Source organism: Lysobacter sp. DMC104 (assembly GCF_056313665.1).
This window is the reverse complement of the sequence record NZ_JBQUZW010000003.1, coordinates 53,623-65,237: the sequence shown is the minus strand read 5'-3', so window position 1 is coordinate 65,237 and position 11,615 is coordinate 53,623. Positions and strand designations below refer to the sequence as shown.

General features: G+C 68.9%; 10 protein-coding genes. All 10 read left to right on the top strand.

Going from position 1 to position 11,615, the window contains the following annotated elements; translation table 11 throughout:
* Nucleotides 1-17 precede the first annotated feature (17 nt).
* The 10 genes from ACT53R_RS05200 to ACT53R_RS05155 all read left to right on the top strand — a co-directional run bounded on the left by ACT53R_RS05200 (nucleotide 18) and on the right by ACT53R_RS05155 (nucleotide 11,586).
* Nucleotides 18-680 (top strand): hypothetical protein, encoded by a 663-nt coding sequence (locus ACT53R_RS05200; protein ID WP_476170790.1) that lies wholly within the window; start codon nucleotides 18-20, stop codon nucleotides 678-680.
* Nucleotides 681-721: 41 nt separating this feature from the next.
* On the top strand, nucleotides 722-1,174 hold the full coding sequence (rnhA, locus tag ACT53R_RS05195) for a ribonuclease HI (protein ID WP_476171117.1): 453 nt from the start codon (nucleotides 722-724) through the stop codon (nucleotides 1,172-1,174).
* Entirely contained in the window at nucleotides 1,171-1,887 is a 717-nt protein-coding gene (gene dnaQ / locus ACT53R_RS05190) for a DNA polymerase III subunit epsilon (RefSeq protein WP_476170789.1), read from the top strand. Before rnhA ends, dnaQ begins: the two co-directional genes overlap by 4 nt.
* Nucleotides 1,888-1,990: 103 nt before the next feature.
* The gene (gene rfbB / locus ACT53R_RS05185) at nucleotides 1,991-3,046 is read left to right on the top strand and encodes a dTDP-glucose 4,6-dehydratase (protein ID WP_476170788.1); all 1,056 of its coding nucleotides are present in this window, start codon (nucleotides 1,991-1,993) and stop codon (nucleotides 3,044-3,046) included.
* Nucleotides 3,043-3,930 carry a glucose-1-phosphate thymidylyltransferase RfbA gene (rfbA, locus tag ACT53R_RS05180; protein WP_476170787.1) on the top strand — a complete coding sequence of 296 codons (888 nt, stop codon included), beginning with the start codon at nucleotides 3,043-3,045 and terminating at the stop codon, nucleotides 3,928-3,930. Before rfbB ends, rfbA begins: the two co-directional genes overlap by 4 nt.
* A gap of 13 nt (nucleotides 3,931-3,943) precedes the next feature.
* Nucleotides 3,944-4,507, top strand: a complete 564-nt coding sequence (rfbC, locus tag ACT53R_RS05175; RefSeq protein WP_476170786.1) for a dTDP-4-dehydrorhamnose 3,5-epimerase — start codon at nucleotides 3,944-3,946, stop codon at nucleotides 4,505-4,507.
* Nucleotides 4,508-4,514: 7 nt separating this feature from the next.
* A complete protein-coding gene (gene rfbD, locus ACT53R_RS05170) occupies nucleotides 4,515-5,411 on the top strand; it encodes a dTDP-4-dehydrorhamnose reductase (protein ID WP_476170785.1) in 897 nt (298 codons plus the stop codon).
* Between the two features lie 39 nt (nucleotides 5,412-5,450).
* A complete protein-coding gene (locus ACT53R_RS05165; RefSeq protein ID WP_476170784.1) occupies nucleotides 5,451-7,436 on the top strand; it encodes an alpha/beta hydrolase family protein in 1,986 nt (661 codons plus the stop codon).
* 101 nt (nucleotides 7,437-7,537) lie between these two features.
* Entirely contained in the window at nucleotides 7,538-9,466 is a 1,929-nt protein-coding gene (locus ACT53R_RS05160) for an alpha/beta hydrolase family protein (protein ID WP_476170783.1), read from the top strand.
* Between the two features lie 89 nt (nucleotides 9,467-9,555).
* A complete protein-coding gene (locus ACT53R_RS05155; RefSeq protein WP_476170782.1) occupies nucleotides 9,556-11,586 on the top strand; it encodes an alpha/beta hydrolase family protein in 2,031 nt (676 codons plus the stop codon).
* The last annotated feature ends 29 nt before the right edge of the window (nucleotides 11,587-11,615 follow it).

Below are 11,615 nucleotides of genomic sequence, written 5' to 3'. Positions count from 1 at the left end.
CGGCATACAATGGCACGATGCCCGCATTGTCCCACCCGTTGCCGTCCGATGCCGCCATGCAGTGGTTCCTGCTGCCGGCGGGACAGGCCGTGCTCGACAGCGAGCAGACGGTGGTGGCCGATGCGCTGGCCGCGCACCCAGTGGTCGGCCTGCCGTGGTTGTGGCTGGCACCGGCCTTGTCAGGCGAGCCGCCGGGTGGCCGCGGTCTCTGCCTCGTCGCCAGCGGCACCGGCTGGTCCGGCACCGTCCGCTGCGGCCTGCCACTGCCGCTGCCCAGCGAGTCGCTCGGGGCCGTGGTGCTGCAGCACGTGCCCGGCGAAGGCCCGGGCGAGGCCGCGGCGCTGATCGAGGAATGTGCCCGCGTGCTGGTGCCCGGTGGACGGCTGGCGCTGCTCGCGCTCAATCCGCATTCGCCGTACCGCCTGCGCTGGCGTGGCCGTCGGCTGGTGGCCCGCGACCCGGCCGTCTGGCGCCGGCGGCTGGCCGAGGCCGGCCTCGCGCCCGAACCGGCGGCGCAGGGCATCGGCCCGCAATGGTCGCCCACCGCCTCGCCCGCGCTGCAGTCCGGTGCCGGCCTGCGCGCGGCCTTCCTCCAGCGCGCCGAGAAGCGCGCCCTTCCGATCACCCCGATCCGCCCGCGCCTGCCGCTGGCGATCGCCGATGGAGTTCCTTCCGCTTGAACGTTCCGCCGTCTTCCCCTGCGAAATCCGCCGCGCCGGCCCTGAAACAGGTCGAGATCCACACCGACGGCGCTTGCCTCGGCAATCCCGGCCCCGGTGGCTGGGCGGCGCTGCTGCGCTACAACGCGACCGAGCGCGAGGTCGCCGGGGGCGAGGCGCAGACCACGAACAACCGCATGGAGCTGATGGCCGCGATCATGGGGCTGGAAAGCCTGAGCCGGCCATGTTCGGTCACGTTGTTCACCGACTCGCAGTACGTGCGCCAGGGCATCACCGAATGGTTGCCGAACTGGGTGCGCCGCCACTGGAAGACCGCCGGCGGCGATCCGGTGAAGAACCGCGATCTGTGGGAGCGCCTGCACGCCGCCGCAGGTCGCCACACGATCGACTGGCGCTGGGTGAAGGGCCATTCCGGCGATCCCGACAACGAGCGCGTCGACCAGCTCGCCCGCGCCCAGGCCACCGCCTTCCGCAGCGGAGCCCGCGGCGCATGAGGCAGATCGTCCTCGATACCGAAACCACCGGCCTGGAGTGGAAGAAGGGCAATCGCGTGGTCGAAATCGGCTGCGTGGAGCTGGTCGAGCGTCGGCCCACCGGCCGCACCTGGCAGCAGTACATCCATCCCGAGCGCGAATTCGAGCCCGGCGCGCAGGAAGTCACCGGCCTCACGCTGGAATTCCTCGCCGACAAGCCGAAGTTCGCCGAGATCGCCGACGCCTTCCTCGACTTCATCGACGGCGCCGAGCTGATCATCCACAACGCCGCGTTCGACGTCGGCTTCCTCGATCACGAGCTGTCGTTGCTCGGGCCGCAGTACGGCCGCCTGCACGATCGGGTCGCGGGGATCGAGGACTCGCTGGACATGGCGCGCAAGCGCTATCCGGGCCAGCGCAATTCCCTCGACGCGCTGTGCAAGCGGCTGGGCGTGGACAACGGCCATCGCCAGTTGCACGGCGCGCTGCTCGACGCCCAGTTGCTGGCCGAGGTCTACCTCGCGCTGACCTCGGGGCAGGGCGAGATCGGCTTCGGCCAGTCCGCCGACGGCGAGTCCGGCAATGCCGCCACGCGCGCCGCCTTCGCGATCGCGCCGGCGGACGCCGCCCGCCGCCCGCGGGTGCGCGCGACCGACGAGGAAGCCGCCGCGCACGATGCCCGGCTCGCCGTCATCCGCAAGAAGGCCGGCCGCTGCGTCTGGGACGCGGCCTGAACGCAGGCCGGCATCCGTTCAGATTCGCGTGGCCGCGCCCGACGGGCCGCGCATGGGCCGCGGGTACAATCCGCGCGTCGTCCGACCAACCAGGAGTCCACGCGTGCCGACATGGTTCGTGACCGGCGGTGCCGGTTTCATCGGGGGGAATTTCGTGCTGGAGGCCGTCGCGAGCGGCGTGCGCATCGTCAATCTCGACGCGCTCACCTACGCCGGCAACCGCGACACCCTCGCCGCGCTGGACGGGCATCCCGACCACGTCTTCGTCCGCGGCGACATCGGCGACCGCGAACTGGTCGCCTCGCTGCTGGCGACGCACCGACCCGACGCGATCATCAACTTCGCCGCCGAGAGCCACGTCGACCGCTCGATCGACGGCCCGGCTGCGTTCGTGCAGACCAACGTCGTCGGCACGCTGGGTCTGCTCGAATGCGCCCGCGATCACTGGAAGTCGCTCGACGGCGACGCGCGCGACGCCTTCCGCTTGCTGCACGTGTCGACCGACGAGGTCTACGGCTCGCTCGGCGACACCGGCAAGTTCACCGAGACCACGCCGTACGCGCCGAACTCGCCGTATTCGGCGTCGAAGGCCGCGTCCGACCATCTGGTCCGCGCCTTCCACCACACCTACGGTTTGCCGACGCTGACCACGAACTGCTCGAACAACTACGGGCCGTTCCAGTTCCCCGAGAAGCTCATCCCGCTGATCATCGCGAAGGCGCTGGCCGGCGAGACGTTGCCGGTCTACGGCGACGGCCGCAACGTGCGCGACTGGCTGTACGTCGGCGACCACTGCAGCGCCATCCGCGCGGTGCTCGAACGCGGCCGCGTCGGCGAGGTCTACAACGTCGGCGGCGACGCCGAGCGCGAGAACATCACCGTCGTGAAGACGATCTGCGCGCTGCTCGACGCACGCCGACCGCTGGCCGACGGTCGCGCCCGCGAATCGCTGATCGCGTTCGTGAAGGATCGCCCGGGCCACGATCGTCGCTACGCCATCGATGCGTCGAAGCTGAAGTCGGAACTGGGCTGGTCGCCGTCGCTGAGCTTCGAGCAGGGCATCGCGCGCACCGTCGACTGGTACCTCGACCACCAGGACTGGGTGGCGCGCGTGCTCGACGGCAGCTACCGCCTCGAACGCATCGGAGCGGCAGCATGACCGCGCGCAAGGGCATCATCCTCGCCGGCGGTTCCGGCACGCGGCTGTATCCGATCACGCAGGCGGTCAGCAAGCAGCTGCTGCCGGTGTACGACAAGCCGATGATCTACTACCCGCTGAGCGTGCTGATGCTCGCCGGCATCCGCGAAGTGCTGGTGATCAACACGCCGCACGAACAGGCGTTGTTCAAGACCCTGCTTGGCGACGGTTCGCAGTGGGGCATGCGCATCGACTACGCGGTGCAGCCCAGTCCCGACGGTCTGGCGCAGGCGTACCTGATCGGCCGCGACTTCGTCGACGGCCAGCCCAGCTGCCTCGTGCTTGGCGACAACATCTTCCACGGCCCCGGCCTCACCGCGATGCTGCGCGAGGCCGACGCGCGCACGATGGGGGCGACCGTGTTCGGCTACTGGGTGCGCGATCCGGAGCGCTACGGCGTGGCCGAGTTCGACGCCACCGGCCGCGTGATCGGACTGGAGGAAAAGCCGGCGAAGCCGAAGTCCAGCTACGCCGTCACCGGTCTGTACTTCTACGACGGCCGCGCCAGCGAGTTCGCATCGGAGCTCAAGCCGTCCGCGCGCGGCGAGCTGGAGATCACCGACCTCAACCGGCGCTATCTCGACGACGGCAGCCTGCACCTGCAGCGCCTCGGTCGCGGTTATGCGTGGCTCGACACCGGCACCCACCAGTCGCTGCTGGAAGCCTCGAACTACATCGAGACGATCGAGGCGCGACAGGGCCTGCGCGTCTGCTGCCCCGAAGAGATCGCGTGGAGCAACGGCTGGATCGACGCCGCCCAGCTCGAAGCGCTGGCGAAGCCGCTGGCGAAGAACGGCTACGGCCAGTACCTGCTGAGCCTCGCCGAGCGCGGCTTCGTGCCCTGACCGCGGAACGCGCATGACCTCCATCACCGAAACCGATCTGCCGGGCTGCTTCATCGTCGAACCGCAGGTGTTCGGCGACAGTCGCGGCTTCTTCTTCGAGTCGTTCAACCACGCGCGCTTCGCCGAGCGCGGCCTGGTGTTGCCCGCGTTCGTGCAGGGCAACGTGTCCTCGTCGACGCAAGGCGTGCTGCGCGGCCTGCACTACCAGTGGCCCAACCCGCAGGGCAAGTACGTATCGGTGGTGGAAGGCGAGGTGTGGGACGTCGCCGTCGACATCCGCCGCGGTTCGCCGACCTTCGGGCGCTGGACCGCGGTGGTGCTGAGCGAGCAGAACAAGCGCCATTTCTGGATCCCGCCGGGCTTCGCGCACGGCTTCGTCACGCTGAGCGAACGCGCGGTGTTCACCTATCTGTGCAGCGCGCCCTACGACCGCGAGGCCGACGCCGGCATCCGCTGGAACGACGCCGCGCTGGCGGTCGACTGGCCGGTGTCCGCGCCGGTGCTGTCGGACAAGGACGCGAAGGCGCCGTTCCTCGACGACGTGGCGCCGGAGCGGCTGCCCGTGTTCGCGGGCTGAGGCGGCGATGCGCATCCTGCTGTTCGGGGCCAACGGACAGGTCGGCACGGAACTGCGCCGCAGCCTCGCGCCGCTGGGCGACATCATCGCGACCACCCGCAGCGGCACGCTCGACGACGGCAACACGTGCGAAGTCGCCGATTTCGATGCACCGGACTCGTTGCCGGCGCTGATCGAACGCGTCGCGCCCGACGTCGTCGTCAACGCCGCCGCGTACACCGCGGTCGATCGCGCCGAGAGCGATCGCGACGCCGCCTTCCGCGCGAATGCGGAAGCGCCCGCGCGCATCGCCGCGGCCTGCGCCGCGAGCGGTGCGCGCCTGATCCACTACTCGACCGACTACGTCTTCGACGGCCGCGACACACGCCCGTACCGCGAGGACGATCCGACCGCGCCCGCCGGCGTCTACGGCGCCAGCAAGCGCGCGGGCGAGGAGGCGATCGCCGCGACCGGCGCCGACCACCTGATCCTGCGCACCGCGTGGGTCTACGCCGCGCACGGCAAGAACTTCCTGCGCACGATGCTGCGCCTCGCCGCCGAGCGCGACGCGCTGCGCGTGGTCGCCGACCAGACCGGCACGCCGACGTCCGCCGCGCTGATCGCCGACGTGACCGCGCGCGTGCTGGCGCGCCGCGACGTCGGCGGCATCCGCCATCTCACCGCGGCGGGCCAGACCACGTGGCACGGGTTCGCCGAGGCGATCGTCGCCGGTGCCCATGCGCGTGGGCTGCTCGCGCGCGTCGTGCCGGTCGACCCCATCGCCACCGTCGACTATCCGACGCCCGCCGCGCGTCCGGCATACTCGGTGCTCGACACGTCGCGGCTCGCCGCCGACCTCGGGGCCGGGCTGCCCGACTGGACGGTCGGGCTGGCCATGATCCTCGACGACACCCGTTTGCGCTGACACACCAGACCGGCCCGCCATGGCCCGAAAGGACACTCGATGAAGCCCCTTGCCCTGCTCCTGATGCCGCTGCTGCTCGTGGCGCCGATGATGGCGACCGCGCAGGCCGCGAAACCCCACGACCTCGAGGATTTCATCCGCCGGCAGCAGTTCCGCCAGCTCAAGATCTCGCCGACCGGCGAGTACCTCGCGGCGACCGTGCCGATCGGGCGCAAGACCGCGCTGGTGATCCTGCGCCGCGCCGACAACAAGGTGCTCGCGAACCTGTCGATCCCGGGTGACCGTACCCAGGTCGAGGACTTCTGGTGGGTCAACGACGAGCGCGTGCTGCTGAGCGCCGCCGAGAAGATCGGCGCGCTGGAAGCGCCGCAGTCGACCGGCGACCTGTACGCGATCAACTTCGACGGCAGCGGCGGCGGCCTGCTGGTCGGGCAGAGCCTGATGGTCGATCACACCAACTCGCACATCCAGACCAAGCAGGAAGGCGACGTCGCCGCAGACCTGGTCGACGACCTGCCCGCGGACGACAAGAACGCGATCATCTCGATCACGCCGTTCACCGACGATCCGTACACGCGCGCCGAGCGCATGAACGTCTACAGCGGTCGTCGCGTCACCATCGCCCAGGCGCCGGTGCGCAACGCCAGCTTCGTCACCGACCATGCTGGCAACGTGCGCTTCGCGATCGGCGAGGACATCGACCTCAGCCGCCGTCTCTACCACCGTGCGGTCGACAGCAAGGAATGGACGCTCGTCAGCGATACCCGCACCAATGGCCTCGTGAAGGTGCCGCTGGGTTTTTCGCCGGACGACAAGATCGCCTATCTCCGCGTGGAGCATGCCGACGGCCCTGACTCGATCGACGCATGGGACCCGGCGACGGGCCAGAGCCACGAGGTGTTCCGCGACGACGACACCGATCCCCAGGCGCTTTACGTCGGTGATCGGCTGGTCGGCGTGGAAGTGCTGGATGGCCTGCCGCGCCGCGAGTTCTTCGATCCCGAATCGAAGTACGCCAAGCTCTATCGCAAGCTCGAACGGGCATTCCAGGGGCAGGACATCGCCATCACCTCGGTGACCTCTGACGAATCGCTGGCGCTGGTCTTCGTCTATTCGGACCGCAATCCGGGCGATTTCTACCTGTTCGACACGAACAGCAACAAGGCGTCGTACCTGCTGAGCCGCGGCCAGTGGATCGACCCCGAGCGCACCGCGCAGACCACGCCGGTGCATTTCGCGGCGCGCGACGGCAAGGCGTTGCACGGCTTCCTGACCGCGCCGGTCGGCGCCGAGGCGAAGAACGCGCCGATGATCCTGTACGTCCACGGCGGCCCCTTCGGCGTCCACGACGAATGGGGCTACGACAGCGACGTGCAGATGCTGGCCGCCCATGGCTACGCGGTGCTGCAGGTGAACTTCCGCGGCTCGGGCAACCACGGCCACGCCTTCGAGCAGGCCGGTCGCCGCCAGTGGGGCGGCACCATGCAGGACGACCTCACCGACGCCACGCGCTGGGCGATCCAGCAGGGCATCGCAGATCCGCAGCGGATCTGCATCTACGGCGCGAGCTACGGCGCCTACGCTTCGCTGATGGGCGTGGCCAAGGAGCCGACGCTCTACCGCTGCGCGGCCGGTTACGTCGGCGTCTACGACCTGCCGACGATGCATACCGACGGCGACATCAAGGAGACGGGGTCGGGCAAGAACTACGTCGCCGAGTGGATCGGCAGCCCGGACAACATCGCGAAGGTGTCGCCGAACCGGCTCGCCGACCGCATCAAGGTGCCGGTGCTGCTGGCCGCTGGTGGCGAGGACGAGCGTGCGCCGATCCAGCACACGCAGATGATGGAGAAGGCGCTGCGCGCCGCCGGCGTCCCGGTCGAAGCCTATTACTACCCGACCGAGGGCCACGGGTTCTACAAGGTCGAGAACGAGCGCGACTACTACGGCAAGCTGCTGGCGTTCTTCCGGACGCAGCTCGGCGGTCGTGCGCCGGTGGTGGTGGCCGGGGACGGCAAGCGCTGAGCCGTCGCCCCGGTCCGATGCGTGCACCGCCCGTGTGACCGGGCGGTCGCCGATTCGTGTCGAAAACGAGAGTGGCCCGGCCGGGCCTCAAGGAGCCGAGAATGAAGCCGTTCGCGACGTTGCTGTCCACGCTGCTGCTGATCGCGTCGCCCCTGGCGGTCGCGCAGGCGCCGAAACCCTACGAGATCGCCGATTTCGTGCGCCAGGACAAGTTCAAGGAAGTCGCCGTCTCGCAGAAGGGCACCTATGTCGCGGCCGCCGTCCCGGAAGGCGACAGGACGGTGCTCTATATCCTGAAGACGGGCGAATCCCGGCCGTTGACCCGGATCGACGTCAGTGCGCGCCGGAGCCATGTCTACGGGATCTACTGGGTCAGCGACCACCGTCTGATCTATTCCGTGGCCGTCAGGGACCAGCTCGACGAACGTCCCGCACGGACCGGCGAGACCTGGGCGATCGAGGCCGACGGCAGCAAGCGCGTCCGCATGCCCGGCTACGGCGTGCAGGTCCTCGATACGCTCGACGATGACGACGACCACATCGTCGCCTCCCTGTATGGAAACGGGGATGGATTCACCGAGATGACCCTTCTCGACGTCTACGGAGGCGCCCCGAAGCGCCTCGCCGAAGCACCGATCCGCTACGGCTGGTTCATGGCGGACGGCGCGCAGCAAGCCCGCTTCGCCGGCGGCCGGGACGAAAAGGATTTCGCGCGGCTGTACTGGCGGGCGCCGGGCAAGGACAAATGGCAAGTCATCAACGACGAAGCCGTGACCGGGCGCGTGATGTACCCGCTCGGTTTCTCTGCCGACAACACGGTCGCGTACCTGCGCGCCGAGGAGAAGAGCGGCCCGGATGCGGTCCTCGCGTTCGACGTCGCCACGGGCACCTCGAAGGACATCGTCCGCGACCCGTTCGCCGACCCGTCGCGACTGATCAACGCCATCGGCAAGCGCACACCGATCGGCGTGCTGTATGCCGGTGCGACGCCGCGCTACGTGTACTTCGATCCGGAATCCGAAGACGCCAAGGCGCACCAGCGCCTGCAGAAGGCGTTCCCCGGCCAGATCGTGTCGACGTCGGACTACACCACGACCCGGCGCGAGGTGCTGGTCTACACCTACGCCGACCGCGAGCCTGGCGGTTACTACGTGATGAACCTCGACACCCGCAAGGTGTCGCCGATGATGTTCGCCGCGGACTGGCTGGATCCGCAGCGGCTGGCGCCGATGCGCGACGTCGTCTTCCAGGCGCGCGACGGGCGTCGGATCCCGGCGCTGCTCACGGTGCCGGTCGGCAGCGACGGCAAGCACCTGCCGCTGGTGATCCATCCGCATGGCGGGCCGTTCGGCGTGCAGGACGAGTGGGGCTACGATCCCACCGTGCAAGTTCTGGCCAGCCACGGCTACGCGGTGCTGCAGGTGAACTACCGCGGCTCGTCCGGCTACGGCCGTGAATTCCAGGAAGCCGGCTACAAGCGCTGGGGGCTGGAGATGCAGGACGACCTGACCGACGCCACGCGCTGGGCCATCGACCAGGGCATCGCCGACAAGGACCGGATCTGCATCTTCGGCGCCAGTTATGGCGGCTACGCCGCGCTCATGGGGGTCGCGAAGGAGCCGACGCTCTACCGCTGCGCGGTGGGACAGGTCGGCGTGTACGACCTCGGGCGCGTGCGTACCCAGGATTCGCTGGGCAACGACGGCGCGCGCCGGTTCTTCGAGCGGACGATGAACGACGGCAACCTCTCCGACGTGTCGCCCAACCGTTTCGCGGAGCGGATCAAGGTGCCCGTCTTCCTGTCCGCCGGGCATGAAGACGACACCGCGCCGGTGGAACATACGCAGATGATGGAAGCCGCCCTGAAGAAGGCCGGCGTGCCGGTCGAGACCCTGTACTTCAAGACCGAGGGTCACGGCATCTACAAGCGCGAGCACCGGGCCGAGTTCTATGCCCGCCTGTTGACGTTCCTGCAGCGCAACATCGGCGGCCGCGCGCCGGTCCCGGTAGCGGACGCCAGCGCGGACTGAGGGCGCCTGTCCGGCGGCATGACCTCGGGCAGGGGAGGGCGTCGGGGCGGAAGGTTACAATCCGCCCCGGATTCCCCGGAGTTGCCTGCATGAAACGCGCTTTCCTCCTGCTCGCCCTGCTGGTCGCGCAGCCCTTGGCCGTGGTCTCGGCCCAATCGTCGGCGCCTGCCGGCGATGCTTTGCCCTACAACCTCGGCGACTTCATCCGCGACGATCGCTTCGTCAACGTGAAGATCTCGCCCAAGGGCACCTACGTGGCGGCCACCGTGCCGCTGGGCGAGGACGACAAGACCGTCCTGGTCATCCTCAAGCCGGGCGAGAGCAAGCCCTACGGCCACGTCACCCTCAAGGACAGCCATACCCACGTCGTCGATTTCTGGTGGGTCAACGACGAGCGCCTGCTGTTCACCGTCGGCGAGCGCGCCGGCGGTCTCGAGCGTCCGACCAGCTTCGGCGAGCTCTGGGGCACGAATGCCGACGGCAGCAAGCAGGGCATCGTCGCCGGCATGCGTGCTTCCGATACCGGCGCCCGCGCCACGCCCTCGCGTGCCGGCGGCAAGGCGCGCACGGAGCTCGCCGCGATCCAGATGGTCGACACCCTCGTCGACAACGACGACGAAGTGCTGGTGACCGTCACGCCCTACGGCGGCGGCGAGATCCCCTACACCTCGCTCGAGCGCATGAACGTCTACACCGGCACGCACAAGCCGGTCGCGCGCGCGCCCGTGCGCGGCGCGACCTTCCTGGTGGACTACAACGGCCAGGTGCGGTTCGCGTCGGGCATGAACCGCGAATTCAAGGAAGTGCTGTACTACCGCAAGGACGACAACGCCGAATGGCAGCTCGTCAACGACGAGTCGGCCACCGGCCGCAAGATGCGCGCGCTCGGCTTCAGCCGCGACAACGCCACTGCGTACATCGACGCGGAAGAAGAGACCGGCCCCGATTCGCTGCGCGCCTTCGACACGGCGACGATGACGATGAAGCAGATCGCCCGCGACGACGACGTCGATCCCGCCGGCCTGCTGCGCTGGGGCGGCCAGCGCTATCCGATCGGCGTGATGTTCGGTGGTGCCAACCGTCCGCGCTTCGAGTACTTCGATCCCGAGTCGACCGAGGCCAAGCTGCACCAGGCGCTGCAGGCCGGCTTCGATGGCGACGTCGTCTTCCCGGTGTCGAGCACGACCGACGGCCATTACGTGCTGCTGGAAGTCACCAGCGACCGCAACCCGGGCCAACTGTTCATCCTCGACACGCAGAAGAACAAGGCCACGAAGTTCATGAATCGCGCCGACTGGCTCGATCGCGCCCGCCTCGGCATGATCCAGCCGGCCTACTTCAAGGCCCGTGACGGCCTCGACGTGGAAGTGATGCTCAGCGTGCCGCATGGCAGCAGCGGCAAGAACATGCCGCTGATCGTGCATCCGCACGGCGGTCCGTTCGGCGTCGAGGACGACTGGGGCTACAACCGCGACGTGCAGATGATGATGGCGCATGGCTATGCGGTGCTGCAGGTCAACTTCCGCGGCTCGGGCGGCTACGGCAAGGCGTTCCTCGAAAAGGGCCACAAGCAGTGGGGCCTGGCGATGCAGGACGATCTGACCGACGCCACACGCTGGGCGATCCAGCAGGGCATCGCCGACCCGAACCGGATCTGCATCTACGGCGCCAGCTACGGCGGCTACGCCTCGCTGATGGCGGTGGCGAAGGAGCCCGACCTCTATCGCTGCGCCGTCGGCTACGTCGGCGTGTACGACCTCAACATGCTCTGGGGCCGCGGCGACATCAGCCAGTCCTCGTACGGCCGCGACTTCCTGTCCGATGCGCTGGGCAAGGACCAGCTCGATGCCTCGTCGCCGACCAAGCTGGCGTCGCGGATCAAGGTCCCGGTGTTCCTGGCGGCCGGCGGCGCCGACGTGCGTGCGCCGCAGTCGCATTCCGAGGCGATGGCGCGGGCGCTGCGCGCGGTGGGCAAGCCGGTCGACGAGATGTACTTCGCGACCGAGGGCCACGGCTTCGTGAAGAAGGAAAACCAGTTCGCCTACTACGGCAAGCTGTTCGAGTTCTTCCGGGCGAACCTCGGCGGCCGTGCGCCCGTCGTGCCGCCGAAGAAGGATTGATCCGGCAGCGGTTTCCGCTCGTGACAACG

Coding starts and splice junctions, on each gene's coding strand:
- ACT53R_RS05165 (WP_476170784.1), top strand. CDS start 5,451: ATGAAGCCCCTTGCCCTGCTCCTGATGCCGCTGCTGCTCGTGGCGCCG.
- rfbD (WP_476170785.1), top strand. CDS start 4,515: ATGCGCATCCTGCTGTTCGGGGCCAACGGACAGGTCGGCACGGAACTG.
- ACT53R_RS05155 (WP_476170782.1), top strand. CDS start 9,556: ATGAAACGCGCTTTCCTCCTGCTCGCCCTGCTGGTCGCGCAGCCCTTG.
- dnaQ (WP_476170789.1), top strand. CDS start 1,171: ATGAGGCAGATCGTCCTCGATACCGAAACCACCGGCCTGGAGTGGAAG.
- ACT53R_RS05200 (WP_476170790.1), top strand. CDS start 18: ATGCCCGCATTGTCCCACCCGTTGCCGTCCGATGCCGCCATGCAGTGG.
- rfbA (WP_476170787.1), top strand. CDS start 3,043: ATGACCGCGCGCAAGGGCATCATCCTCGCCGGCGGTTCCGGCACGCGG.
- rfbC (WP_476170786.1), top strand. CDS start 3,944: ATGACCTCCATCACCGAAACCGATCTGCCGGGCTGCTTCATCGTCGAA.
- ACT53R_RS05160 (WP_476170783.1), top strand. CDS start 7,538: ATGAAGCCGTTCGCGACGTTGCTGTCCACGCTGCTGCTGATCGCGTCG.